Source organism: Archangium sp. Cb G35 (assembly GCF_001896145.1).
Taxonomy (GTDB): Bacteria; Myxococcota; Myxococcia; order Myxococcales; family Myxococcaceae; genus Archangium; species Archangium violaceum.
In genome coordinates this window covers 1261703-1286401 of the sequence record NZ_MPOI01000001.1, presented here as the reverse complement: position 1 = coordinate 1286401, position 24699 = coordinate 1261703, and the positions used below count along the sequence as shown (strand labels likewise).

Here is a 24699-nt window from a genome sequence, read left to right as displayed (position 1 = left end):
CCGGCCCCCTGGATTATTTCCCGGCGGGCCCGGCCGAGGGGGGAGGAGGCACGTTGCCCACGGCGAGCAGCCCCCGGTACAGGAGGGTGCCGCCCACGACGGCCACCGGCAGGAAGAGGGTGTTGAGGATGGGAACCCAGAGCAGGACGTAGACGCCCGCCCCGAAGCCGAGGCAGAGGAGCCAGCGCTGGCGCATCACCCGGCGCACCTCGGCGAAGGGGTACTGGTGGCGCGTCATGGGCGCGGCCAGGTGTTCACCCGCCAGCCAGAGCGTCGTCCACAAGGTGCCCAGCACCGTCCACGCGATGTTGCCCACCACCGGTATCAGGTTGAGCGGGAAGATCACCGCCAGTCCCAGCAGGAGCAGGGAGAGGCGTGCCAGGGTGTGCCCCAGGCTGGTGGCCAGTCCCTGGAGGAAGGAGCCGAGCCGGAAGGGGGGCGAGGTGTAGCCGCCACACTGGGCCTCGGTGAGCTCGGACAGGGGGTCCTGCAGGGGGGCCAGCACCAGGGGGACCACCACGTTGGCCCCCACCACCAGCAGGACGAGGAACATCAACACCAGCACGAGGTACCAGAGGGCCTGGCTGTACCAGGGCCCGGGGCGGGTCCACATCCACCCCAGCAGGTCCGGGGTGTACCTCCAGAGCAGGGCGAAGAGGGCGCCCAGGGCCACCAGGGTCACGGCGGCACACAGGGCGGACAGCCGCTTCAGCGCGGGGGTGCGGAAGATGAGGTTTCCGGCTCGGAACAGGAGGCCGAGCCCCTGGAGCACGTCCGCTGGACCGGCCCGGGCGGAGAAGGGGGGCACCGGTGAGGGGTGGGTCGAGGGGTGGGTCATTGACGTCACGATGCGCAAATGACGGCAGTGGGGTCAACGACCGTTATATAGGGCCGCCATGTCTCTCGATCTCCAGCGCGCCACCTCCGAGCCCATCACCTCCGTCGACATGCTGTTGGCGGGTTTCCGCTCCGCTGAGAAGCCCCCCTCACAGCACCTGCTGGGACTCGAGCACGAGAAATTCGTCTATCCCGTCCAGTCCGCGCGGCCCGTGCCGTACGAGGGGCCCTCGGGCATCGGGGCGCTGCTGGAGCGGCTGGCTCCCAACGGCTACACCCCCTTCCGGGAGACGCCGGCCTCCCCCGCCATCGCCCTGCAGAAGGGGATGCTCACCATCTCGCTGGAGCCCGGCGGGCAGCTGGAACTGTCCGGCTCGCCCCTGCGCACCGCGCGCGAGGCCCACGCGGAGAACCTCGCCCACCTGGCCGAGGTGAAGGCCGCCGCGGGGCCGCTCGGCCTGCGGCTGGTGGCCCTGGGCTACCGGCCCTTCGCCACCACGGCCGACATGCCGTGGATGCCCAAGACGCGCTACCTCGCCATGCGGCAGTCCCTGCCCGAGCGCGGCCGCCTGGCCCTCAACATGATGTTGATGACCTCCACCGGCCAGGTATCTCTCGACTGGTCGAGCGAGGCGGACTGTGTGCGCAAGACGGTGCTGACGGCGCGCCTGGCTCCGCTGATGGTGGCCCTCTACGCCAACAGCCCCATCGTGGACGGCAAGCCCTCGGGCTACATGTCCTTCCGCAACCGCGTCTGGGACGAGGTGGACCCCACCCGCTGTGGCTACCTGCGCTCCTTCTTCGACGGCTCCTTCTCCTACCGTGCCTATGTGGACTGGGCCCTGGACGCGCCCATCCTCTTCCTGCGCCGGCGCGGCGAGTACCTCCGTCCGAAGATGACCTTCCGTCAGTTCATGAAGGACGGCTTCGAGGGCGCGCCCGCCGACATGTCCGACTGGACCGACCACCTCTCCACGCTCTTCCCCGAGGTGCGGCTGAAGAAGGTGATGGAGGTGCGCGGCGCGGACTGCGTGTCGGCGCCGATGACGGGCGCACTCGCGGCGCTGTGGCGGGGACTGCTGTACGGCCCGGGCGCCATGGACGAGGCCGAGAAGCTGCTGCCCCAGCTCTCCTACGAGGAGCACCTGGCCTTCCACGACACCGCGCGCCGGCAGGGTCTGGCGGGGCGGCTGCGCGACCAGGAGATCCACCGGCTCGCCGGGGAGATGGTGGCCATTGCCCGCCGCGGCCTGGAGCGACTGGATCGCGAGGACGCGCCCCTGGTCGAGCCGCTCGCCGAGGTGGCCGCCTCGGGCCGCTCGCCCGGCCAGTCCGTGCTGGAGGCGTGGGAGAAGGATCCCCGTCCCGAGGCACTGCTCGACCGCGCCGCCCTCTAGGACGGGCTTCCGGGGGCCGCTGTGGGCGGCCCCATGCGGAGAGGATCCCAGACGTACTCCTCGGTGGGGATGAGCTTCATGTTCGTCAGGCCATGGCGTGCGACGAACCCGGCGAAGCGCTCGGAGACGACGATGCTGCCCGGCAGGCCTCGGGGACGGAACACGTCCTCGCCGGACCAGGTGCCCGGCTCCAGGGTGTAGCCGTGGATGGAGTCCACTCCCGTGGAACGGCACTCCAGGCATGTCACGGGCTCGACACGGCGTATGCGGCTGTGCGCCTCATCCACGGCGGCACGGCTGTAACAAGCGGTGACGGCGAAGTAGCGAGGGACTGCACCGGGCTTGGGGCCCTTGCGCATCCTGCGCACCCGCAGCACCTCGACGGGATGGAAGCCGAGCAGCCCGGTCAAGCCATCCTGTCGGAAGGCCTCGGCGAAACGCTCGGAGACAAGTATGTCATGGCCAGGGCCATCGACGAAGTCGCCAAGGCTCTGGCCATACAATTCCAACTTGACGCGGTAGGGGGGCAGCCACGTCCGCATGCCGATGGGATCGCCACACTGGGGGCAATAGGGGCCATCCCCGGTGTTGTCAGGCTCGGCCGGGTCGAACTTGGTGTCATGAGGGCCCCACATGTCATCTTCGAGCTCGAAGAAGCGTTGGAGCGGGGGCGGTTCAGAGGCCATCGGGAAACCTTTTGAGCATCTCTGGTCGGTTGTAGATCTCCCGGAGTAACTTCTCGAATTGCTTCGGTGTTGCTTTTTCGTGGCGAGCGAGCCACTTGATGACCTCCGCGTCCACGTCGCGGTGCCATTGCTGGTAGCCGCAGTGTGATTCCTCGTCCTTCGCCCGGAGCTTGAATCGCTCGTCCCGAGGCTTGTACAGCCCGCGAAGGGTGAGATGTCTCTCCAACGCCCTGGCGATGGGCCGGGAGATGGCGTGGTGATTCTGGCCCGTGCAGTTGGGGGGCTCGCCAGACTCCGCGTTTTCTGTGGCGTCGTCCGCTTCGGCGCTCTCGGACTCCGTGGCTTCCTCCTTGAGCGTCACCTCCGCGCTCGCGGTGGCCTCGTGGAGCGCCTTCGCGCCTTTGAGCATTTCGGTGATCTGCGTTGGGGTGGCCCCACAACTCTCCGCCGCGCTCTGTGGCCATCGCCTGATGCAGCAGTCCACCGTGTTCAGGCAGGAGGGAGCCTGGGCCAGGAGCGTAGGGGTGCTCGCGGTGCTCGAACCGCTCGCGAGCACCACCACCACCACCCACCAGAGTCCCAGGACGCTTTTCGCGAGGCGCATGCCCTCCAGCATAGGGGAACCCCTTATTCACAGGGTTGTGACTCTGGTAGTTTGTCAACAAATACCGTCTTGCTGGATAATTCTCGTCTGGCTCGAAAAGCGGGTTTGAGGTATTGGCGCCCGCATTTCGGACACCGGGGTGGCCGGGGGTGTCCAAGCGAGAGGCCAGAGCGATGACGGTGCGCACCAGAATCCTGCTGTTCGCGGCGGTGGCGGTGGGGCTCGTCGCAGTGGTGGGCGGGGCGCTGTACTCGCTCGCCACCCGGGGGCGGTGGAGCACGGAGCAGGTCTTCGCCATGCAGGAGCAGAACACCCTGTACGGCAAGCTGTCCGGAGACGCCCTGGGGGTGCCGCACACGCTGCTCGAGGCGCGCGGCAAGGGCCAGGAGACGCGGGTGGTGCTCGAGGCCGAGCGGCGGCGCGCCGAGGCGGACTTCGGGCACCTCCGCGAGCTGATCGCGCTCGACAGGATGCCCGAGGATGTTCCCGGCGTGCTCGCCCTCATCGACGCGGCCCGGCGGGAGCACCTGGGCTGGATGGAGCGCCTGGAGGAGCGCGTGCGGCAGGCCGGGACGGGAGGCGAGGACCGGGTGCTGCGTGAGTCGCTCGACTCCTTCCGCACGGGGGTGATGCCGCTCCTGGAGAAGGCCTGGGGGATGAACCTCGAGCGGCTGGCGGAGCACAAGCGGCTCCGGCTCGAGATCCTCCAGTCCAACCAGGTGTTCGGCGCCGTCGTGCCGCTCGTGGCCCTGGGCCTGGTGATGTCGCTGGCGGCCACCGTGCTCATCACCCTGCGGCGCTCGTCGCGGGAGTTGCTGCGAGGGGCGGAGCGCATCGGCCTGGGAGACTTCACCACCGAGCTGCCGGTGAAGGGCCGGGACGAGTACGCCACGCTGGCGCGGGCCTTCAACCGGATGATGGGAGAGCTGCGCGACACCGTGAGCGAGAAGGAGCGGCTGGCCAAGGCCGAGGCCGAGGCGGCGGAGCGGGAGATGCGCCGCTACAGCACCCTGCTGGAGGAGACGGTGCGCCAGCGCACCACCGAGCTGGAGGAGGCCAACGCGCAACTGCTCTTCGCGGACCGGCTGGTGACGGTGGGCCAGCTGGCGGCGGGCGTGGGCCATGAGATCAACAACCCGCTCGCCTTCATCCTCGGCAACCTGAGCTATGCGCGCGAGGAGCTGGAGCGGATGCAGGGCGCGCCCTCGCCGCTGGAGCGCGAGGAGTTGCTGGCGGCGCTCTCCGAGGCGCACGAGGGCGCCGAGCGGGTGAAGCTGCTGGTGCAGGATTTGAAGATGCTCGCGCGCGCGGACGACGCGGTGAGCGGCCCGGTGGACCTGGAGGCGGTGCTGCGGAGCGCGTCGAAGATGGCCGCGCACGAGGTCCGCCAGCGGGCGCGGGTGGTGATGCGGATGGAGGGAGCACCCCGGGCGCATGGCAACGCGGCCCGCCTGTGCCAGGTGTTCCTCAACCTGATCATCAACGCGGCACACGCGATCGCCCCGGGGCAGGTGGATCAGAACGAGATCCGCCTGGTGGCCCGGCAGGCTCCGGACTCGCGCGTGCTCGTGGAGGTGAGCGACACCGGTTGCGGCATCCCCTCCGAGAACCTGGAGCACATCTTCCGGCCCTTCTTCACCACCAAGCCCGCGGGGGTGGGCAGCGGGCTGGGGCTGTCGGTGTGCCAGCGCATCATCACCATGCACGGCGGCGACATCACCGTGGAGAGCCAGCCGGGCCGGGGCACCACCTTCCGGATCTCCCTGCCGATGCACGTCGCCGGGGAGGAACGGCTCGCGAGGTCGGCTGCCTGACTCCGCCATCACGAAGCCCCGCCGCTCCAGGTGGAGGCGCGGCGGGGCCCGGCTTCATGAGGTCCGGTGGCGAGGGGACTAGAAGCTGCCGCCGAGAGTCAGGTTGAAGTTGACCAGACCGCCCGTGGTGTCGCCCGCCGGGGTGGCGTCGTTCGCGAAGGACGTGCCGATCAGGGCGCGGTACGTGGCGCGCGCACCCGCGAAGACGTTCCGGGTGAAGCGATAGTCCACGCCGGCCGCGAGCGGCACTTCACCGATGAAGTCGTTGTCGTAGAGGCCCTCGGAGCCTTCACTGGCGTTGAGGTAGCTCAGGCCGAAACCCGCTCCCAGGTACGGAAAGAGCTTCGCCTGGAACATGGGGGCGCCAGCCTTGGCCAGGATACCGAGGTTGTGGCGCCACATGGCTTCTCCCTCGCCGACACGCCCGTCATCAATGGGCAGGCGCTGTCCCTCATAGCCCGCCTCGACGCCAACGGAGGGCCAGGGCTGGGCATCGGCGGTGACGCCGAGCAGCGCGCCCGGCTGCGTGAGGCCACCGCTGTTCCCCGTGAATCCACCCACGCCACCGCGCACATCGACGCCCACCGGTACCTGGTTCTCTTCGAAGTCGATGCCGCGGCCGACCTTGGATGCGTCCACGGCTGCGAATGCCGAGCCCGCGGTGCAGAAGGCCATCAAAGCGATACCACCCATCCATGAACGGAACTTCATCGCGTCCTCCAGTCACGAGTGACTGCTGGGCGAAATCTGGGCATTCGCCCGGAATGGGAAGGAGTTGACACCGCAACACCGTGGATGCTCGTGCACGACTCGGGCATGACGTGGAGCGGCTGCCTGGCCCCCCGCTGCCTTCAAGAGGTGCGGCGGCCGAAGAGCTTGCGCAGACCGGAGAGGAGTCCGCCCGGACGGGCCTCGGGCTCGCCCTCCAACGGCGAGCGGGCCATGACGGCCTCCAGCTCCGCGTCCTCGGGCATGTCCATGGCGAGCGTCACGGTATGCCGCTTCACGCCGGGCAGCGTGGCCGCGAGCGAGAGGATGCCGTCCTGCGAGAGGCTGAAGTGCACCTCGGCTTCTCCCTGACGCTCGATGGTGAAGGCGAGCGTGCCGAGGTATTCGTTCTCCGCGGCCACCGGAGAGGGCCCCTGGAAGAGGGCGAGCGTGAGCGGCCCGGGCGTGACGGGCAGCACGAGCGTCTTCTCCGCGGGCAGCCGCGTATTGCGCTCGAGGACGCGGCGCAGCGTGCCCCCGCGCTCGGCGACGCCGATGGGGACGGAGAGCACCTCGGAGACGGTGGCGCCGGGCTTGCCCGCGGCCGCATCGAGCAGCCCCTGGCCCAGCAGTGCCGCGCCGAGCGCCACCAGGTGCGTGGCGTCGTGGGTGGACTGCATGTCCGCGCGCACGGGCACGCCCAGGCTCTCCTCCAGCCGGCGGCGCACCAGCGGCGAGCGGCCCTGTCCTCCCAGCAGCAGCACCTCGTCGAGCCCCTGCGGCGAGAGTGCGCTGGACTCGAGCACCTGGCGCACCACGAGGGTGATGCGCTGCACGAGGTCCGCGGTGAGGGCGTCCAGGCGCTCACGGTTGAGTGAGAACGGCGTGGGGGTGCCGGGGAGCGGGAAGGAGACCTCGTCGCGCTCGCTGAGGGCCACCTTGGCGGACTCGGCGGCGGTGAGCAGGGGGAGCCAGTCGGTGGGGTGCTCGGGACGCGGGAGCCCCTGAGCCTGGAGCTCGCTGGCGAGCGCCTCGGCGATGCGCGCGTCGAAGTCCATGCCGCCGACAGTGGGGTCTCCGCCCGTGGTGATGACCTCGAGATCATCCCCGGTGAGCTGGACGACGGACACGTCGAGGCCGCCGCCGCCGAGCTCCACCACGAGCAGGCGCTTGCGGGCGAGCCCCCGCTCATGACCGAAGGCGAGTGCCGCGGCCGAGGGAGCGTTGACGATGCGCAGGACGTCGAGCCCGGCGAGCGAGCCCGCCTCGCGCATGGCGGCGCGCTGGCGGTCATCGAAGTGGGCGGGGACGCAGAGGACGGCGCGCGTGGCCTCGTGGCCGAGGAAGGAGGTGGTGGAGGACTTGAGCTGGCGCAGGAGCAGGGCGGCGAGCTCGGGGAGGAGGTGGCCGCGGCCGTGGAGCTCGATGCTGGCGTCGCCGTGGGGACCGGCGGAGAGGGGGAAGGGCAGGGGGCCACCGAGTGCTCGCACGAGGGGCGAGCGGGCGCGCAGGCCGAGGAAGCGGCGGAGCCCGGGGATGGCGTGTCGAGGGGAGCGCTCGGCTTCGGCCCTGGCGGCGGCGCCCACGAGGAACTGGCCCGAGGCGTCCACGGCGAGCAGCGAGGGGAGGGCGTTGGCCTCGCCCAGGGGGATGAGCTGGAGCGTGCCCTGGTGGTGGACGGCGACGCGCGCATGCGAGGTGCCGAGGTCGATGCCGAGCACCACCTCGGGAGGCGCGGCCACCACGGGCGTGGAGACGGGCACGTCGAGGATGGCGCGCCGGCGGCCCTTGAGCTCGGGCGAGACGGGACGGCGGGGCTCCTCGGTGGGCGGCGGCGGCACCTCGCGAGCGATCTCCGGACGCGAGGGAGCCTCCGGGGGTTGCGTGGGAGCGGGTGCTTCGGGGATGGCGGGTGTGGCCGGGGCTGACGTCTCGGCGACGGGCGGCTCCGGTTGTACCGAGACGGGAGGTGCCACGGGCGGAGCAGGCGCGGGTGGCTCGGGCTCCAGGGTGATGCTCTCGGGGGAGAGTATCTCCTCGTCGGGGTCGAGGTGATCCAGAACGGCGTTGGCGATGAGGTCCTGGGTCGTGGGCCGCGCGGGAATCGCGGGGATCTCCACGGGGGTGGGCACTCTTGCGGCCGTGGGCGCGGAGGGCGTGGGTTGCGTGGGAGTCGCGGGGAACTCCACGGGAGTGGGCACCCTCCCTGGAGCTGGCGCGGAGTGCGCGGGCAGCGGTGCGTCCGCCTGTGCTGGCGCCTCGGGCACCGGGGGCGTCGCGGGAATCCGTGGCTCGGTGACGGCGGCAGGTGTCACCGGTTCAGGTGCCGGTGCGGAGGGCGTGGCCGGTTTCGGCGTGGGAGTGACGTCCTGTTGTGCGGAGAGGGCCGCGGGAGGAGTCACCGTCTCTGGCGGAGTGGGCGCGGCTGGTTTCGGCGCGGGCGTCCGGGGTGGAGCGGAGGGGGCGGCGGCCGGCTTCGCGGAGGCCGGAGGCACCACCTGTGTGGGAGCAGGGGTCTTCGGCTCTGGCGCACGGGCAGGTGCGGCGGGGGCCGCTTGCCTCGCCGGACCTGGAGCCTGACCCGGAGCCGGTGCCGGGGACACGGGGCCCGGAGCGGTGGCCGGTCCGGGCGAAATGGGAGCTGCTGTCGTGCCAGGCGATGCCGGCTTCGGAGCAGCGGGCTTCAGCGCCGCCGGTTTCGGAGCAGCGGGCTTCGGAGCGGCGGGCTTCGGCGCCGCTTGCGTTGGAGCGGCGGGTTTCGGAGCCGCGGGGCGCGGGGTGGGGGCGGCGGGCTCCGGACGCGGAGGCACGACGGGCGTGGCCGGCCCGTGAGGGGCTGGGACACCAGGGTTCGCCGCCGCACCGGTGGCCGGCGGTGGCGAGGCGATGGGGGCGGAGGGCGTCGCGGCCTGCTTGCGAAGCGCCTCCGCGGAGATGACGGGCCGTCCGCGTTTCGCCGCGCCCGCCGATGCCTCCGGGTTCGGAACCGGATGCTCGACGGGCGGGTTCGCGAGCGGCTCGGGCACCGCCGTGTCAGCGGTCCTGGCGGCGCTCCCGGTGCCGTGGTTGCGGCGGGCGAGGATGCGGTCGATGAGCGCCTTGCTGTACGCATCGAGCCGCACGAAGCGCACGGTCATCCCGGCGCGAGGGCCCTCGGCCTGGGACTTCACCACCAGCCCCTCGCCGCGCAGCAGGCGCCCACCATCGGCCAGCACCAGCTCGAAGGCGAGCCCCGTACCCTCGGGCTTGGGCGAGCGCGTGGCGATGAAGAGGCCCCCGCGCGCGACATTGGCGCCGTACTTCTCGACGAAGTCCTCCTCCGTCGCGTACGGGAGGCGGATGCGCAGCGGGATCAGCGTGGGCCCGACCGTCACCGTGCGTCACCGTCTCCCGAAGGGCCTCATTGCAGCGGGATGCGAGCGTTCTCGCCGCTGCGGGTGGGAATCAGGAGGGACAGCCCCGGACCGATGGCGTCCGGAGGCACCTCGAAGATGAGATCCATCGAGTCGCGCTGTGCGTTCTCCCAGGTCCGGTCCAACGTGCGCGTCCCCGCGAGGGTCTGGGCATCACGGGCCAGGGGGTACTCCTTGCCCCCCGCGTCCACCACCCGCGCCGTCGAGAAGGACACGTCCACGGACTGCGGGCCCACGTTCTCCGCGTCGAGCGTCACGCGCAGGAACAGCTCGTCGGTGGTGAGGGCCACCTTGCCCGTGCCGCGCAGGGAGTGCAGTGACTCCAACCCGGTGGGCTGGAGCGCGAGCGTGTCCACCTTCACCTTCTCCTTGGAGGGCAGTGCGTAGGTCCGGGCCTTCTCCTGGTCCTGGCCGGCGGCGAGTCCCGCCAGCCGGGCATTGGGGTCGGTCTCGTCGGGCGCGGCGGTGGGCGCCCCGCCCTGATTCACGCGGTCCACCTCCTGGCGCAACCTCTCCAGGGTGCGGTCCTCCGTCGCCGCGGGCTGCTCCTCTTTCTTGCAGCCCCCGAGGAGGGCCGCCGCGCAGAGGAGCACCGCGAGTCCTCGGGGGCTCGGGCTCATGAGAGGCTCGTCCCCTTCACCAGCTCGTAGAACTTGTCGAAGGCGTTGGAGATGCGCGAGGGATCCTCGCCACCGCCCTGGGCCAGGTCCGGCTTGCCACCGCCGCGGCCGTTGACCTCCTTGGCCATCTCCTTGAGCAGGTTGCCCGCGTGGATGCCCTTGGCCACCACGTCCTTGGTCGCCGCCACGAGCAGGACGACCTTGCCGTCCTTCTCGCCGCCGATGACCACCACGCCGGACTTGATGCGGTCGCGCAACTGGTCGGCCATCCCGCGGAACACGTTCGGATCCGCCGGATCCATCCGCGTGGCGAGCACCTTCATGCCGTTGATGTCGCGCGCCTGCTCGAGCAGATCCTTGCTGGAGCCGCTCTGCGCCTTGACGGACACCTCCTCGACCTTGCGCTCCAGGTCCTTCACGCGCTTCTGCGTGGCTTCCACGCGCTTGACCAGGTCCTTGGGCGAGGTCTTCAGCAGCTCGGCCGCCTTCTTCAGCTCGCGCTCGGTCTCGCGCACGTACTGGAGCGCGCCCAGGCCGGTGACGGCGGTGATGCGCCGCACGCCCGAGGCCACGCCGCTCTCGCTCACCAGCTTGAAGAGGCCGATGTCACCGCTGCGCCGCACGTGGGTGCCGCCGCACAGCTCGGTGGACTGCGGGTGCACGGTGACGACGCGCACCGTCTCGCCGTACTTCTCGCCGAACATGGCGACGGCGCCGGACTTCTTCGCGTCCTCCAGGTTCATCACGCGCGTCTGGGCCTCGGTGTTCTCGCGCACCCAGCCGTTGACCAGGTCCTCCACCTGCTCCTGCTGCTCGGGCGTCATGGGCGAGAAGTGCGAGAAGTCGAAGCGCAGGTAGTCGGGCGCCACCACGGAGCCCGCCTGCTTCACGTGCTCGCCGAGCACCATCTTGAGCGCCTTGTGCAGCAGGTGCGTGGCCGAGTGGTTGGCCCGGATGGACGAGCGCCGCTCGCCGTCCACGCCCGCCTGCACCATGTCACCGGCCTTGAAGGTGCCCTCGGTCACCTTCACGTGGTGGACGATGAGGCCCGACACCGGGCGCGTCGCGTCCTGGACCCCGGCCTTCGCCTTGCCGCCATGGCCCACGATGCGGCCGGTGTCGCCCGTCTGGCCGCCGGACTCGCCGTAGAAGGGCGTGCGGTCCAGCACCAGCTCCACCTCGTCACCCGCGGTGGCCTCGGTCAGCTCCGCGCCATTCTTGCCGATGATGGCGCGCACGGAGCCCTCGCCCTCGTGGCCCACGCCCTCGTAGCCGAGGAACTCGGTGGGGCCCAGGCGCTCGAGCAGCTTGAGGTAGACGGTGGAGATGATGCTACCCGGGCCGATGGGCCCGTCCGGGCCCTTGTCGGCCTCTTCCTTCTTGAGCTTCTCGTAGCCCGGGATGTCGGCCTCGAAGCCGCGCTCCTTGAGGATGATCTCCGTGAGGTCCCACGGGAAGCCGTAGGTGCCATGGAGCTCCCAGACCTTGGCGCCCGAGAGGACCTTGTCCCCGGACTGCTTCATCCGGGCCACTTCCTCGTCGATGAGCTTCATGCCGCGGTTGAGCGTGCGGCGGAAGCTCTCCTCCTCGTGCTTGCAGACCTCGAGCAGGAAGGTGCGGCCGTCGCGCAGCTCGGGGTAGGCGTCGCTCATGAGCTCGATGACGCGGTCCACGACCTTGAAGAAGAAGAGCTCGTCGAGCCCCAGCAGCGAGCCGTGGCGGATGGCGCGGCGCATGATGCGGCGCAGGACGTAACCGCGGCCCTCGTTGGAGGGCTGCACGCCGTCGGCGATGAGGAACGCGGCCGCGCGGCTGTGGTCCGCCACCACGCGCATGGAGGCTCCGCCCTCCTGGGTGTAGGGCTTGCCCACCAGCTCGCTCACGCGCGAGAGGATGCTCTGGAAGAGGTCCGTGTCGTAGTTGGAGCGCTTGCCCTGCACGACGGAGGCGATGCGCTCCAGGCCCGCGCCCGTGTCGATGGACGGCTTGGGCAGCGGGATGAGCGGCGCGTCCTTCTCCTTGCGCTCGAACTGCATGAACACGAGGTTCCAGATTTCCAGCCACCGGTCGCAGTCACACGCCACGCCTTTACACTGGCGGCCCGCGGACACCTCGGCACAGGGGATGTCATCGCCCTGGTGGTAGTGGATCTCCGAGCAGGGACCGCACGGGCCGGTGTCGCCCATGGCCCAGAAGTTGTCCTTGAGGCCGAGCTTGAGGATGCGATCGCGGGCCACGCCCTGCTTCGCCCACAGCTCGAAGGCCTCCTCGTCCCAGGGGATGCCGCCCTCGCCGTTGAACACGGTGACGGCCAGCCGCGCCTTGTCCAGTCCGAGCGTCTTCGTCACGAACTCCCAGCCGTACGCGATGGCGTCGGCCTTGAAGTAGTCGCCGAAGGAGAAGTTGCCGAGCATCTCGAAGAACGTGTGGTGCCGGGCGGTGTAGCCCACGTTGTCGAGGTCGTTGTGCTTGCCGCCGGCGCGCACGCACTTCTGCGAGGTGGTGGCGCGGGTGTACTCGCGCTTCTCACGCCCCGTGAAGACGTCCTTGAACTGGACCATGCCTGCGTTGGTGAAGAGCAGGGTGGGGTCGTTCTGCGGCACGAGGGAGGACGACGCAACGCGGCGATGGCCGCGCTCTTCGAAGAACTTGAGGAACGCCTCTCGAATCTGGGAAGCGGACAGGACAGAGGACATGGTGAGGGTATATGCCACAAGTGGTGGGTGCGCTGCGTTTCTTATGGACCAAGCTAGGATCCGCCTACTGACATGCGCTCCCCATCCCACCTTGTCACCCTTCTGCTGCTCGTCTGCCCGGCGACAGTCCTGGCACAAATCGACCCCCAGACGGCCTCGCTCGGCCGGAGGTTGAAGCAGGGAGCCGAGCCCGAGCACCGTGTCCAGGCGGCCCGGCTGCTGGGGGAGTCGGAGGATCCCGAGGCGCTCCCGCTGCTGTGCGCGGGGCTGGAGGACCCGGCGGCGGAGGTCCGGGCGGCGGCGGCCGGGGGGCTGGAGAAGCTCGGGGAGCTGGGGGGCTTGCAGTGCCTGGAGGCCCGGAAGGACGAGCCGGACGCGGCGGCCAAGACGGCCCTGGAGTCGGCGGTGGGGCGGTTGCGGCAGTTGAAGGCCCGGCCGCCGAAGGTCTACGTGCTCCTGAACGAGGTGAAGGACACGACGGGGACACTGTCGCCGGAGCTGGTGAAGGCCACCGAGGCGCGGATGCGGCGGAAGCTGACGCAGGAGGGGGCGTGGCTGGCCCCGGAGAAGGAGGCCGAGGCGGCGGCGAAGGGGGTGCTGCGCAAGCACAAGCTTCAGGGCTACCGGCTGACGACGGAGATCCGCCCGGGGCCCTCGGGGGGGCTGAAGCTGGTGGTGATGTGCACGCGCTACCCGGGCAAGGTGCAGTTGATGGGGACCATCGAGGTCCATGCGTCGGATGCGGAGCCCTACGAGCTGCTCTGGGCCTTGGCGCCCGAAGCCGTCACCGAGACCCTGGCGACCTTCAAGGGGAAATAGCGCACACTCCGCGTGGGCTGCGTTCTTCTGGCTTGGGACGCTAGGATTCGATTCCCCGCATGCGGCGCTCGCTCTCGCTCTTCGTTCTGTTCCTGCTCACCTTGCCCGGGGCCGTTCTGGCCCAGGTGGATTCCCGGACTGCCTCGTTGAGCAAACAGCTCGGCCAGGGGCAGGAGCCGCGTGCGCGCTCCCAGGCCGCGCAGGGGCTGGGGTCCTCGGATGATCCGGAAGCGGTGAAGCCGCTGTGCGGCGGGTTGAAGGATCCGGAGGGCCAGGTGCGGGCGGCGGCGGCCCAGGCGTTGGGGAAGCTGAAGGAAGTGGCCGGGCTGGAGTGCCTGAAGGCGCGCAAGGGCGAGACGGACGCGGCGGCACAGGCGGCCATCAAGACGGCCACGCAGGTGCTGCAGGACCTGAAGAACCAGAAGCCGCGGGTGTACGTGCACTTCTCCGGGGTGAAGGACAAGACGGGGGGGCTGAAATCCGAGGTGGTGAAGTTCGCCGAGGCGCGGATGAAGCGGAAGCTGACGCAGATGGGGGCGCAGCTGGCACCGGCGAAGGAGAGCAAGACGGCGGCGCAGGGGGTGCTGCGCAAGCACGGCATCCACGGCTTCCGGGTGCAGGCGGAGATTCATTCCACCGAGTCCGGGGGGCTGCTGGTGCGGATGGTGTGCATCGGCTACCCGGGCCAGGAGCTGCTGGGAGACGTGGAGGTGCAGGCGTCGGGAGCGAAGCCCGAGGACCTGCTCAAGGTGCTGGCCCCGCGCATCGTCGAGGAGGCCGCGGATACCTTCGAGTGGGAGACGTGAGTTGCGGTAGACACCCCGGCCATGACTCAGGAGAAATCTGCTCGCGAGGAGCTGGAGCACTGGTCCGCGGTCGAGCTCGACTCTGCGGAGGACGCACGCCAGGCGGCCAGGCTCGTTGTCGACTTCGAGGCCCACCCCGAGAAGTACTCGGACCCCGAGGATGTGGTGTCCCCCTTCTCCCAGATCGTGGGGCTCTTCCAACAGCCCACGGCCAAGGAAGCGGCGATCACCCTTCGTGCCGAGGCGCTCCCCTCCCTGCTCCGTCTCTATGATGCGCGGCTGCGGGAGTGGCGGAAGGCCGGTCCGCAAGAGGGCTACGACTCCACCGCCAGCGATCTGCTCTTCGTCCTGAAGATCTTCGCGATGTACCGGGGGGAGGAGCCGCTTCAGCGCATCATCGACGCGGCGCGAATCCCGCTCGATCCCGAGAGCTACATGTGGTCGACCGTTCTGTCCGCGCTCGCCAATGCCGAGAAGGAGGCCGCCACTCGCGTCGCTTCCGCGCTCGCGGAGCCGCTCCCTCCGGAGTTCATCGCCGTGGCGCTGCTCGACATGGCCAACACGCTCGCGCGCGAGCACGGCGTCACCTCGCACCCCTTCGACACGGCCAAGGGGCGCGAGCTGCTCCGGTCCTTTCTCACCGACGAGGACCCGGACCATTTCTCGTACGCCCACAGCGCGGCGGCCAGCCTGCCCTTCCTGACGGACTCGCGGGAGTTCTTCACCCTGGCCCTGGAGCACCCCGACATGGGGGTCCGCATGGAGGCCGCCTGGGCCGCCGCCCGAGGGGGAGATGCCCTGGCCGTGGCCCGGCTCCAGGACTGGTCCAAGGACCCGAGGACCCGGAAACGCGCCGTGACCTACCTCACGGAGCTCGGGATCCAACCGGCTCCTGTTCCGGAGAAGGAGCGCCCCCGGCTCGAAGCGATGGCCGAGATGATTCAGTGGCTCGAGTACCCGACGGAATTCGGCCGGGCGCCCGATCACATCGAGGTCTACGATCACCGCCGGCTCTTCTGGCCGCCCACGAAGGATGAGCGCGACGTCTGGCTCTTCCGCTACCGCTACGAAGAGGAGGGGGGCGAACCGGAGGAAGGCGTGGGCATGGTGGGCTCCGTCACCTTCGCTCTCTTCGGCGAGGCGACGGCCGACCTGCCTCCCGAGGACATCTACGCCCTGCACTGCGTCTGGGAGCTCCAGCAGGAGGGTGACGAGCGCGCGCCGAAGGAACGGACGATCCAGGAGGGCCGGAAGCTCCTCGGGTTTCTGGTGAACTGAGGGCGCTTTCAGGGCTCGGCGGCGGTCCCGATGAGCTGTCTGGCCTCGCGGAGCATGGTGCTGAGCCCGGCCTCCCTCGAGTTCGGATGGAGGAGGCCCGCGTAGAGGCCATGGCCCCATCCCAGGAGGAGCAGGAGCACCAGCACCATGCCCCAGGCCGGGACGCCCTCGTTCCCCGTCCGGGACGTGAAGAGTCCCCGCCAGAACTCGCGCAGCATCATGTAGCCGGTGAGCGGAGGCAGCGGGAGCAGGTTGAGGGCGGCGAGCTTCGCCGAGAGCACGCCGAGCGCTGGCAAGAAGCCCTCGGTCCTCAGCAGCGCGAAGAAGGAGACCACCCGCTGCTGGGCGAGGAGGACGTTGACCACCTGCTCGAAGCCCGAGGTGAAGGCCGCGAGGCCGCGTGCGGGTGAGAGGCACGCCACGGCGAGCAGGAGCATGCCGGCGACCGTGCTGGTGTGGACGATGAGCCGGAGGAACAGGGGCAGCCGCAGGAAGCTGTTGTCATCCGTCCCATCCCTGCGGATGCCGAGCGCCTCGAAGGTGACGCTCGCGCCGAAGTTGAGGAAGCCGAGGCTCCACTTGACGCCCCGGATGCGGAAGCTGAGCAGCGGGGGGCCGACATGGAAGCGGATCTCGGAGAGCGAGGCGCCCACGCCCCAGCATACGAGGGCCATCACCACGCCCGAGACGAGGGAGATGACGGTGGCCATGAGCCACAACCACGCGAGTGCCATCCAGGGTTCCATGGGAGAACTCTGGGCCATCCCCGTGCGCGAGGAAAGCCCCCCCCCGCCTCACGCCCGGCGGATGAGCCCCATGTCCTCGATGGCGGAGTAGAGGCGCACACGGGCCTCGGACCAGGGGAGCAGCTCCACGCGGTAGCCGGCGAGCGCGTCCAGCAGGAGCTGCCGGTAGCTGGGGTGGCCCGGGTCGGCGATGACGACCACGCCCCGGTCCGCGTGCGAGCGGATGAGCCGGCCCACCCCCTGGCGCAGCATCAGCAGGGCGCGGGGCATGCGGTAGTGGAGGAAACCCAGGTGCGTGTTGCCTCCGCGGGAGAGCGGCTCCTCGCGTGCGGCCACCAGCGGGCGGCTGGCGGGCTCCAGCGGCAGCTTGTCGATGAAGACGCACCCGACGCCCCGGCCGGGGATGTCCACGCCCTGCCAGAAGCTCTTCGTTCCCAGCAGCACCGTGCCGGTGTCCTTCTCCTGCCGCGCCGCCAGCGAGCGCCCGTGCCCGCGCGATTGGCGCATCACCTCGATGCCCATCGGCTCCAGCTTCGCCTTCACCAGGTCGCCCACGCGCTCCATGCGCCGCGAGGAGGCGAACAGCCCCAGCACCCGTCCGCCCATCACCTGGGCCAGTCCGGACACGCGCGTCGCGGCCCAGTCGATGAACGGTTCCTCGTGCGCGCGAGGTGCGTCCATCACCAGGATGACCAGGGCCTGCTTGCGCAGGTTGAACGGCGTGGGCGCGCGCAGCAGCCGGGGCGCGGGAATGCCCTCGTTGCGCCCGTCCAGTCCCAGCCGTCCGAGCACATAGGGCATCCGCTCGGTGCCCGTGCTCAGCGTGGCCGAGGCCAGCACCAGGGCCCGCTTGTGCTGCGCGAAGTCCCGGGACACGTAGGGCGCCACGTTCAGCGGCTGCGCGATCAGGGTCCAGCGCTGCTTGCGAGGCACCGCCGTGGCCGCGTAGCACCGGCCCTCCGCCGGCTCGTCGGACAGCTCCGAGGTCAGCGTGGTCAGCTCCAGCACCTCGGACACGCCGCCCGCCAGCTCGCGCTCCAGCGGCGGCATCTTCACCGCCAGGTCCGGCAATATCTCCTGCAGCCCCACCGTGAGCAGCTTGTGCAGGCCCTGGAGGCACTCGCGCAGCTCCAGCAGCCCCTCGCGCACGGGCACCCACGGGGGCGAGGCCCGCACCTCGGCGGTGATGCGCAGCTCCGGAGCGTAGGCGGACTCGTCCGCGTCCTCGGAGGCGCTCGCCGCGGCGGGTTCGCACAGCGCCGTCACCCGCTCACCCAGGGCACGCGCCGCCGCGCCCACCGAGAGCAGGGCGCTGTCGATCTCACTCATCAGCACGCGGGCTTCCGCGCGCCGCGAGGCGAAGAGGGCCCGCCGCAGCTCGGCGAAGAGTCCGCGCCGCCCATCGCGTCCATGGAGCCGCTCGGCGAGCCGGCTGAAGGCCATGTCCGACAGCTCCGAGGAGAGCGCGGTGGTGGCCACGTCCTCGACCTCGTGGGCCTCGTCGAGCACGAGGTGGTCCAGCTTCGGGTAGCGGGCGGGCCAGGCGAAGGCGAGGGACTGATTGATGACGAGCACGTCCGCGTCGCGCGCCTGGGCCACGGCCGAGTGGTAGTAGCAGCGATGGAAGTAGGGGCAGCGTTCGCCGAGCGTGGTGGCGGCCTCGGAGCGCACCGCGGGAGCGAGCGCGTGCAGCACGGGGAAGCGCTCGCGGAACCAGTGGCTCAGGCGGTCCAGGTCGCCATCGGGGCCGCGGCGCATGAGGGCGCGCAGGTAGGCGCGAGGGGCGCGGGCGGCGTGGCCCATGCCGGGTTCCACACGGGTGGCGTCCAGCGCGCGGCGGCGGCAGAGGTAGTTCGTCTGGCCCTTGAGGAGCGTGTACGAGAAGGCGCCGCCGGTGGCACGGTGCAGGCGGGGCAGGTCCTTCTCGATGAGCTGGTCCTGCAGCGTCTTGGTATTCGGCGCCACGCCTACCTTGCGTCCGTTGCGAGCGGCGAAGAGGGCCGCGGGTGCCAGGTACGCGAGCGACTTGCCCGTGCCCGTGCCGGCCTCCACCGCGAGCTGACCGCCATCGGACAGGGTGTGGGCCACGGCCTTGGACATCTCGAGCTGCGCGGGCCGGGCGGCGAAGCCCTCCTGGGCGCGCTCCAGGGCACCTCCGGGGCCGAGCAGTGCCGAGACCTCCTCGGAGCGGACGGGCAGCACCGGGGTGTTCTCATCCGGTGGTTCGGGAGGCGGCTTCGAGCCGTTGGCCCGCTGGCGCTCGGCACGTCCGGGGAGGAAGCCCGTGGCCTCCAGCTTCAGGGGAGCGGGCCGGGCCCGGCACAGGTTCCACAGGCCGGTGAGCAGCGACACGAGGGGCGCCGCCTCCGGGTCGAGCGCTCCATCCAGCTCCATTCCGGCCTCGCCGGCCTCGATCTGAGCCAGCCGCAGCGCGGCGCGCGGGTCCAGCGTTTCGAGCAGATCGGCGAGGTCCTCGGCGCGGCCGTCGCGGATGCAGCCGTCGAGCGCGTGCTGCAGTACGGACCAGGTGGCCTCGCAGTCCGTCATGGCGCGGTGGCGGGCACGAGGGCCCTTGCCGGCCCAGCGCATCAGGGACTCGAGCGAGTGGCTGGACAGCTCCGGGTGCAGGTAGTGCATCAGCTCGCACGAGTCGAGCACCGGGGCGCGGATGGGGCCGAGCAGGTCCGGGAGGAAGCCCTTCTCGAAGGAGGCGTTGTGGGCCACCACGGTCCAGCCGGCGAGCTTCTCTCGCAGCTCGGGAATCCTCTCGGCGAGCCGGGGCTGACCGGCGAGCATCGAGTCCTCGATGCCCGTGAGCCGGCGGATGGTGAGGGGCAGGGGACGCGAGGCGGCGAAGAAGTGGACGTAGCGGTCCACCACCCGGCCGTTCTCGATGAAGAGGGCCCCGAGCTCGATGACCTCGTCGGCGCGCGGATCCAACCCCGTCGTCTCGAGGTCGAGGAATACGTGCCGGGTGAAGAGGTCCGCCGCGCTGCTCATGGGGGAGAGGGGCCAGCCTACCCGTCTTCGGGCGTCGTGCCGAGAAACCGGGCGTCCGGGGTCCGATGGACTCGCGGTGTCCACTCGCAGTGTGGTTCACCGGCCGCAGCCGTGGCGCTCGGGACACGTGGTGGCGGGTGGGGCGGCACGGGAGTCCACGCGCTGTACGGGGGCGCGACCGCTCGGTGCCGCGAACCGACCGTTCGGCGCGAGGGCCCTCGCCGGCGCCGCGGTTGGGCCCAACCTTGCACAACACCGGGCGAACTCACGCTCCTCGGAGTGCTCCGTATGACGACCGCCGCCACTGGCTTCCCGACCGATACCGATGATGTTGCCTCGGCCCCCGCCGTTCCGCGTCTGCGCCGGCCTCTCGCGACGTTGCTCGCATCGCTCGGGCTGGGCGTCTGCGCCGAGGTGTTCTTCGATGGGCCCGCACTCGGCATCTCCCTCCCGCTCTTCGTCGTGCTGCTGCTCGCGGCGCTGCTCGGCCTGGGAGGGCGCGAGGGCTGGCAGCGGGCCCGTCCCAACGCGTGGCTGCTCGTGCCGTTGCTGTTCTTCTCCGGGATGGTGTTCGTGCGCGCGAACCCGTTCCTCACGACGCTCAACGTGCTCGCCACGGGCTTCCTGCTGCTGCTGGTGACGCACTTCTGGGCGGCGGGCCGGGTGGAGCGGCTCGGGCTGTGGAGCTACCCGTTCACGGCGCTCGGAGCCTTCTTCCATGCCGCGTTGCTGCCACCGGGCGTGCTGCGCGCGGAGGTGGACCTGTCCGCGGCCCGCCGGCAGGTGCCGAAGTTGATGCCGGTGGTGCGGGGCGCCTTGCTCGCCGTGCCCGTGCTGTTCGTCTTCACCGCGTTGCTCGTCTCGGCGGACGCCGTGTTCGAGGAGGCGGTGACGCGGGTGTTGTCCTTCAGCCCGGGCCTGACGTTCCTGGACACGGTGGGGCGGCTGGTGTTCGTGGGGGGCAGTGCGTTCGGGGTGCTCGGGCTGTTGGCGCACGCGCAGCGCCGGCGCCGCAACGGCGCGGAGGCGGGTGATGTGGAGGTGGCGCCGGTGGAAACCCGCCTGGGCTTCGTCGAGTGCCTCACGCTGGTGGGGCTGGTGGATCTGCTCTTCCTGGGCTTCGCGGCCATCCAGTTCGCCTTCCTCTTCGGTGCGGCCCAGCTGCCGGCGCGGTTCATGAGCTACTCGGAGTACGCGCGGCGCGGCTTCTTCGAGCTGCTCGCGGTGTCGATGATGACGCTGGGGCTGAGCATGGCGCTGGCGCGCTGGACGCGGCTGCGGAGCGAGGGGCAGGTCACCGCCTTCCGGGTGGCGTGCTCGGTGATGGTGGGCCTGGTGCTGGTCATCCTGGCGTCGGCGATGAAGCGCATGGCGCTCTACGAGTCCGCGTATGGCTACACGCACCTGCGCGTGTACACGCACGTCTTCATGGTGGCGCTGGCCGGGGTGCTCGTGTGGCGAGCGGTGACGTTGTGGTGGCGCCCGGAGCGCTTCGCCATCGGGGCCTTCGTGGGGGCGCTCGGCTTCCTCGCGGCGCTCAACGTGCTCAACCCCGATGCCTTCATCGCGCGGGGCAACCTCGCGCGGGCCGCGGAGGGCTCCGTGCTGGACGAGGTGCACATGGTGTCCCTGTCCGAGGACGCCGCGCCGGAGCTGGCCGCACAGATGGCGCTGGCGCCCGACAGCACCCTGGCGCGGAGCGTCCACGGCATGTTCTGCCGGTTCACCGAGCCGATGCCGGGAGGCTGGCCTGCCTTCCACCTCGCGCGTCACCGGGCGGCCACGTGGGCCCGCTCGCTCGAGTGTCCACTGTCCCTGCCCGAGCCCGTCTCCGAGCAGCTGCCCGCCGCCGTGGTGAATCCCGCCGGCGCGGAGACGGAGGCCTCTGGGGAGAGGGTGGACTGATACACGAAGGGGGCCTCCGCACCGCGCGGGTGTGGCTGGCCCCCTGGGCAATACCTGGGCAATAGAGGAAGCGAAGGGGTGGAGCTACTCCACCATGAACACGCCGCTGATCATCTTCCCCATGGCGCAGCCGTAGACGAGCTTGCCCGACTTGTTGGGGGTGAAGGCCACCTCCACCGGCTGGTTGAGGGGCAGCGGGGTGTTGATGTTGTAGTCCTCGAGGACGATCTCCGTCGCGCAGGTGTGGTCCGTGGTGCGGGTCATCACCAGCTTCACGGGCTCGCCCTGCTTGAGGGTGATGGGGCTTGGCTCGTAGCCCTTCTCGGTGACGGAGATCGCGATGGTGCGCGGCTCACCGGGCTTCGCCGCCGGCTGGGTGGGAGCGGCGGCGGAGGGCTCCGCCGGTTTCGGCTCCGGCTTCGAGTCCTTCGTGCAACCCTGGGCGCCCAGGATGGCCGCCGAGAGGGTGAGGGCCAGCAGCGGCTTGATGATCTTGGAGAGGAAGGGCATCGCGGGTCCTCGCGGCTAGTCGTTCTCTCCGGCCTCGTCGCCGGAGAACTCGGTGTCCGTAGTGTCGCCAGTGTCGTCAGTGTCGTCCCCGGCCTCCTCGGCCGAGAAGCGGACCAGGGCGTGCAGGGGGATGAACACCTCGTGTCCGTCATCGCCGACGATGAGGTCGAAGCGTCCCACCACGCGCAGAGGCATGGACAGCTGGATGCCGTTGCGCAGCGTGAGGTGCACGAGCTGCCCCTGGTGGGGCAGGAAGGGGCGGGGATCCGAGAAGGGGCGCTTGTCGGGCTGGCGCGCGACATTGGCGGGCTTCTGGGCCAGCTTCTGGTCGCGCTCGAGCTGGGGCGTGAGCTGCTCCCAGTCCGAGCGGCGGGTGATCATGACGACCTGGAGCTTCTCCAGCCGTCCGCTGCGGCCGAGCACGAAGGAGATGGGCTCCACGGACGAGAGGGTATCGAGCACGGTGCGCTCGCCCAGCACCACGGCCAGCTCCGTCTTCGACTCGAGCAGCCCGTTGATGAAGGCGCTCACCGAGGTGTCGTCCACCTCGCCGCGGGCCTGCTTCACGGCGGCCTTGCGCTGGGTGCGCTCCTTGCGCGCGAGGAACTCGGCCACGGTCAGGCCGCTCTGCAGCACGCCGAAGGCGTCGGGGAGCGACAGGCCGGGGTTCTGGCCCATCAGCGCGTACACCTGGTCGAAGCGTTTGGCCTCCTCGGCGTGCAGCTTGCGCCATATCCGGCACTTCATCTTGCCCTCGAGCTCGCCCTTGGCGATGCGCGCGGGCACATGCTCCTTGGTGGCGAGTGCGAGGATCTGCTCGGGGGTGGGAGGGGGGCGGGGCGTCCGGGGACGTCCGAAGCCGCCACCGGGGCGCGAGCCCGGTCCCGCACCAGGCGCACGGCTCGCGGAAGGCGCGGGCCGGGGCGAGGTGGGGGAGGGGACGGGCCTGGGTGCCGGGACGACGGTCCGGGGCGCGACGGGAGCCACGGCCGCCGGGGCCTCGGGCGTCCCGGAGGGGGCCTCCGGACTCGGGGCCGGACTTGGGACCGGACTCGGCGTCGGCGTGGGCCTCGGCGTGGGCCGGGGCGTCACGGAGACGGTGGGCGCCGTCGAGGACGGAGTGGGAGTGGGCCGCGGCGTGGGGGTAGGGGTGGGCCGGGGCGAGACAGAACTGGTGGGAGTCGGGCTCGGCGCCGCGGTGCCGGGAGTGCTGGCAGGGCGCCGGATGACCTCGACTGCGGGGGCAATCCGCCGTGGCTTCCGATCGTTCACGTTCTTAGGCTACCTGAAGCGCGAGCGGCCTGGGGGAGGCCTGTTCTCACGGCTGCTGGAGGGACTTCGTAAGGTCAATCTTCCATCCGGACGGTTCACGTACCATCCGTACCTGACTCTTTACATCCGAGGAAACCACGCCCACCTCCGCTACATCCCCTTCCTCGCGAAGTAACGAGACCTCCGTAACATGGGCGGGGGGCGGAACATTCGCGAAGAAGAAGGCTACCGGATCCGCCTTCACCGCGCCTCCAGAAGCCTGGGCGGCGGCCTCGGCCCGGGCCTTGAGTGCCTCCTGGGTGGGCTGGGAGAGGGAGGACCAGGCTGTCTTCTCATCTCCCCGCCGCAGGGCCTCGAGGAATGACTGGTAGGCCTTGTCGGGCGTCGTGAAGCTGGGTCGGTTGCAACCACCGAGGGCCAGCAGGGCCAGCAGGAGGAGCGGCATGGCGGGCAGCAGTCGCATGTCCTGCCATCTAGGCCAAACGGCCCCGCTCGCCAAGAGGCAGAATCACCCCGGGGATTCTTCCTGATACTGGCGGACGCAATTGCGGCCCGCCGCCTTGGCCGCGTAGAGGCAGGTGTCGGCCACGCGCAGCAGCTCCTCCATCACTGGCAGGCTCTTGGCGGGCACGCTGGCCACGCCCAGCGAGGCCGTACACCGTACCTGCTGGCGGGACCCGTCCGGGGCGCGGTGCTCCAACTGGAGGGAGGCGATGGCCTCGCGCACCCTCTCGCACGCCCCGAGCGCCTCCTTGGGACCCGTCTCCGGCAGCAGGGCGATCATCTCCTCGCCGCCGTAGCGCGCCACGAAATCCACCTCGCGCAGCTTGCCCTTGATGGTCCGGGCCACCTGGCGCAGCACCTCATCCCCGAAGGGGTGTCCGTAGGTGTCGTTGAGCTTCTTGAAGTGGTCGATGTCCATCATCACCAGCGACAAGGGCGAGCGGTAGCGGGTGGAGCGGACGAACTCCTCGGTGAGGCGCTCCTCGAAGTAGCGGCGGTTGTAGAGGCCGGTGAGCGCGTCCACGCGGGTGAGGGCCAGCAGCTCCTCGCGCTTCTGGGCCAGCTCCTTGTTGGCCTTGTCCAGCTCGCGGTTCTTCTCCACCACCGCGTCCTGCAGGGCCTTGAGGCGCAGCATGGACTTCACGCGGGCGGACAGCTCCAGCATGTCGAAGGGCTTGACCAGGTAGTCATCCGCGCCCAGCTCCAGGCCCTCGACCTTGCCCGCCGCCTGCCGGGCCGTCACCAGGATGACGGGGATGAAGCCGAAGCCGCCCTCGCCCCCGTTGGCCTTGATGATGCGGCACACCTCCACGCCGCCCAGCCGGGGCATCTCCACGTCCATGATGATGAGGTCCGGCCTCACCTCGCGCAGCGAGCGCAGCGCCTCGGTGCCGTCATGGGCCTCGCGGAAGCGGTAGCCCTGGGAGGCCAGGCCCTCGCGCACGTGCTGGATGTTGGCCGGGTCATCGTCGACGAGCAGGATGGTCCGGTCGGCGAGCGCTGGGGTGGCCAGGGTCCGGCGGGTCACCTCTCCCATCTTCTTGATCGAACCGTCGGCCATGTCGCTGCCCGCACCCCGTTGCAC

The 24699-nt window shown here is 70.4% G+C and carries 19 protein-coding genes; 6 read left to right on the top strand and 13 right to left on the bottom strand.

Features of this window, described 5'->3' with window-relative positions:
- Nucleotides 1-13: 13 nt before the first annotated feature.
- Nucleotides 14-838, bottom strand: coding sequence for an EI24 domain-containing protein (locus BO221_RS05380; protein ID WP_073559172.1), 825 nt, complete (start codon nucleotides 836-838; stop codon nucleotides 14-16).
- Nucleotides 839-896: 58 nt separating this feature from the next.
- Here BO221_RS05380 and BO221_RS05375 point away from each other — a divergent pair, with 58 nt between their 5' ends.
- On the top strand, nucleotides 897-2234 hold the full coding sequence (locus BO221_RS05375) for a glutamate--cysteine ligase (RefSeq protein ID WP_073559171.1): 1338 nt from the start codon (nucleotides 897-899) through the stop codon (nucleotides 2232-2234).
- On the opposite strand, the gene BO221_RS55870 is transcribed toward BO221_RS05375, so the two are convergent.
- Nucleotides 2231-2920 (bottom strand): hypothetical protein, encoded by a 690-nt coding sequence (locus tag BO221_RS55870; protein WP_073559170.1) that lies wholly within the window; start codon nucleotides 2918-2920, stop codon nucleotides 2231-2233. The genes BO221_RS05375 and BO221_RS55870 overlap by 4 nt on opposite strands.
- Nucleotides 2910-3524, bottom strand: a complete 615-nt coding sequence (locus BO221_RS55350; protein WP_198956054.1) for a Wall-associated protein precursor — start codon at nucleotides 3522-3524, stop codon at nucleotides 2910-2912. Before BO221_RS55350 ends, BO221_RS55870 begins: the two co-directional genes overlap by 11 nt.
- 173 nt (nucleotides 3525-3697) lie before the next feature.
- On the opposite strand from BO221_RS55350, the gene BO221_RS54765 reads away from it, so the two are divergent.
- On the top strand, nucleotides 3698-5338 hold the full coding sequence (locus BO221_RS54765) for a sensor histidine kinase (RefSeq protein WP_073559168.1): 1641 nt from the start codon (nucleotides 3698-3700) through the stop codon (nucleotides 5336-5338).
- Nucleotides 5339-5416: 78 nt separating this feature from the next.
- Here BO221_RS54765 and BO221_RS05355 read toward each other — a convergent pair whose 3' ends face one another.
- The 4 genes from BO221_RS05355 to alaS form a co-directional block, all read right to left on the bottom strand.
- The gene (locus BO221_RS05355; protein WP_073559167.1) at nucleotides 5417-6049 is read right to left on the bottom strand and encodes an outer membrane beta-barrel protein; all 633 of its coding nucleotides are present in this window, start codon (nucleotides 6047-6049) and stop codon (nucleotides 5417-5419) included.
- A 140-nt stretch (nucleotides 6050-6189) separates the two neighbouring features.
- A complete protein-coding gene (locus BO221_RS55865; RefSeq protein WP_233165680.1) occupies nucleotides 6190-9420 on the bottom strand; it encodes an Hsp70 family protein in 3231 nt (1076 codons plus the stop codon).
- Between the two features lie 26 nt (nucleotides 9421-9446).
- Complete coding sequence (locus BO221_RS05345) at nucleotides 9447-10079, bottom strand: hypothetical protein (RefSeq protein ID WP_073559166.1); 633 nt, start codon at nucleotides 10077-10079, stop codon at nucleotides 9447-9449.
- Nucleotides 10076-12775 carry an alanine--tRNA ligase gene (gene alaS / locus BO221_RS05340; protein ID WP_073559487.1) on the bottom strand — a complete coding sequence of 900 codons (2700 nt, stop codon included), beginning with the start codon at nucleotides 12773-12775 and terminating at the stop codon, nucleotides 10076-10078. Before alaS ends, BO221_RS05345 begins: the two co-directional genes overlap by 4 nt.
- A gap of 72 nt (nucleotides 12776-12847) precedes the next feature.
- Here alaS and BO221_RS05335 point away from each other — a divergent pair, with 72 nt between their 5' ends.
- From BO221_RS05335 to BO221_RS05325, 3 genes are read left to right on the top strand one after another with little or no spacing between them, the layout of a single operon-like run.
- On the top strand, nucleotides 12848-13594 hold the full coding sequence (locus tag BO221_RS05335) for a HEAT repeat domain-containing protein (RefSeq protein WP_073559165.1): 747 nt from the start codon (nucleotides 12848-12850) through the stop codon (nucleotides 13592-13594).
- Nucleotides 13595-13653: 59 nt separating this feature from the next.
- Nucleotides 13654-14400 (top strand): HEAT repeat domain-containing protein, encoded by a 747-nt coding sequence (locus BO221_RS05330; RefSeq protein WP_073559164.1) that lies wholly within the window; start codon nucleotides 13654-13656, stop codon nucleotides 14398-14400.
- Between the two features lie 21 nt (nucleotides 14401-14421).
- Nucleotides 14422-15678 carry a HEAT repeat domain-containing protein gene (locus tag BO221_RS05325; protein WP_073559163.1) on the top strand — a complete coding sequence of 419 codons (1257 nt, stop codon included), beginning with the start codon at nucleotides 14422-14424 and terminating at the stop codon, nucleotides 15676-15678.
- An 8-nt stretch (nucleotides 15679-15686) separates the two neighbouring features.
- On the opposite strand, the gene BO221_RS05320 is transcribed toward BO221_RS05325, so the two are convergent.
- Together BO221_RS05320 and BO221_RS05315 are read right to left on the bottom strand one after the other, a co-directional pair.
- On the bottom strand, nucleotides 15687-16424 hold the full coding sequence (locus BO221_RS05320) for a site-2 protease family protein (protein WP_143195264.1): 738 nt from the start codon (nucleotides 16422-16424) through the stop codon (nucleotides 15687-15689).
- A 48-nt stretch (nucleotides 16425-16472) separates the two neighbouring features.
- On the bottom strand, nucleotides 16473-19424 hold the full coding sequence (locus tag BO221_RS05315) for a helicase C-terminal domain-containing protein (protein ID WP_073559161.1): 2952 nt from the start codon (nucleotides 19422-19424) through the stop codon (nucleotides 16473-16475).
- Between the two features lie 288 nt (nucleotides 19425-19712).
- Here BO221_RS05315 and BO221_RS05310 point away from each other — a divergent pair, with 288 nt between their 5' ends.
- Nucleotides 19713-21329 (top strand): DUF4153 domain-containing protein, encoded by a 1617-nt coding sequence (locus BO221_RS05310; RefSeq protein WP_073559160.1) that lies wholly within the window; start codon nucleotides 19713-19715, stop codon nucleotides 21327-21329.
- A gap of 84 nt (nucleotides 21330-21413) precedes the next feature.
- On the opposite strand, the gene BO221_RS05305 is transcribed toward BO221_RS05310, so the two are convergent.
- The 4 genes from BO221_RS05305 to BO221_RS05290 form a co-directional block, all read right to left on the bottom strand.
- Entirely contained in the window at nucleotides 21414-21839 is a 426-nt protein-coding gene (locus tag BO221_RS05305; RefSeq protein WP_073559159.1) for a cupredoxin domain-containing protein, read from the bottom strand.
- Nucleotides 21840-21854: 15 nt separating this feature from the next.
- Complete coding sequence (locus tag BO221_RS55860; RefSeq protein WP_233165678.1) at nucleotides 21855-22625, bottom strand: hypothetical protein; 771 nt, start codon at nucleotides 22623-22625, stop codon at nucleotides 21855-21857.
- A 532-nt stretch (nucleotides 22626-23157) separates the two neighbouring features.
- Nucleotides 23158-23574, bottom strand: a complete 417-nt coding sequence (locus tag BO221_RS05295; RefSeq protein WP_073559486.1) for a hypothetical protein — start codon at nucleotides 23572-23574, stop codon at nucleotides 23158-23160.
- Between the two features lie 45 nt (nucleotides 23575-23619).
- A complete protein-coding gene (locus BO221_RS05290) occupies nucleotides 23620-24675 on the bottom strand; it encodes a diguanylate cyclase (RefSeq protein WP_073559158.1) in 1056 nt (351 codons plus the stop codon).
- Between the last annotated feature and the right edge of the window lie 24 nt (nucleotides 24676-24699).

Coding starts and splice junctions, on each gene's coding strand:
- BO221_RS05290 (WP_073559158.1), bottom strand. CDS start 24,675: ATGGCCGACGGTTCGATCAAGAAGATGGGAGAGGTGACCCGCCGGACC.
- BO221_RS54765 (WP_073559168.1), top strand. CDS start 3,698: ATGACGGTGCGCACCAGAATCCTGCTGTTCGCGGCGGTGGCGGTGGGG.
- BO221_RS55870 (WP_073559170.1), bottom strand. CDS start 2,920: ATGGCCTCTGAACCGCCCCCGCTCCAACGCTTCTTCGAGCTCGAAGAT.
- BO221_RS05380 (WP_073559172.1), bottom strand. CDS start 838: ATGACCCACCCCTCGACCCACCCCTCACCGGTGCCCCCCTTCTCCGCC.
- BO221_RS05305 (WP_073559159.1), bottom strand. CDS start 21,839: ATGCCCTTCCTCTCCAAGATCATCAAGCCGCTGCTGGCCCTCACCCTC.
- BO221_RS05330 (WP_073559164.1), top strand. CDS start 13,654: ATGCGGCGCTCGCTCTCGCTCTTCGTTCTGTTCCTGCTCACCTTGCCC.
- alaS (WP_073559487.1), bottom strand. CDS start 12,775: ATGTCCTCTGTCCTGTCCGCTTCCCAGATTCGAGAGGCGTTCCTCAAG.
- BO221_RS55350 (WP_198956054.1), bottom strand. CDS start 3,524: ATGCGCCTCGCGAAAAGCGTCCTGGGACTCTGGTGGGTGGTGGTGGTG.
- BO221_RS05295 (WP_073559486.1), bottom strand. CDS start 23,574: ATGCGACTGCTGCCCGCCATGCCGCTCCTCCTGCTGGCCCTGCTGGCC.
- BO221_RS05375 (WP_073559171.1), top strand. CDS start 897: ATGTCTCTCGATCTCCAGCGCGCCACCTCCGAGCCCATCACCTCCGTC.
- BO221_RS05355 (WP_073559167.1), bottom strand. CDS start 6,049: ATGAAGTTCCGTTCATGGATGGGTGGTATCGCTTTGATGGCCTTCTGC.
- BO221_RS05345 (WP_073559166.1), bottom strand. CDS start 10,079: ATGAGCCCGAGCCCCCGAGGACTCGCGGTGCTCCTCTGCGCGGCGGCC.
- BO221_RS05310 (WP_073559160.1), top strand. CDS start 19,713: ATGACGACCGCCGCCACTGGCTTCCCGACCGATACCGATGATGTTGCC.
- BO221_RS05325 (WP_073559163.1), top strand. CDS start 14,422: ATGACTCAGGAGAAATCTGCTCGCGAGGAGCTGGAGCACTGGTCCGCG.
- BO221_RS05320 (WP_143195264.1), bottom strand. CDS start 16,424: ATGGAACCCTGGATGGCACTCGCGTGGTTGTGGCTCATGGCCACCGTC.
- BO221_RS05315 (WP_073559161.1), bottom strand. CDS start 19,424: ATGAGCAGCGCGGCGGACCTCTTCACCCGGCACGTATTCCTCGACCTC.
- BO221_RS05335 (WP_073559165.1), top strand. CDS start 12,848: ATGCGCTCCCCATCCCACCTTGTCACCCTTCTGCTGCTCGTCTGCCCG.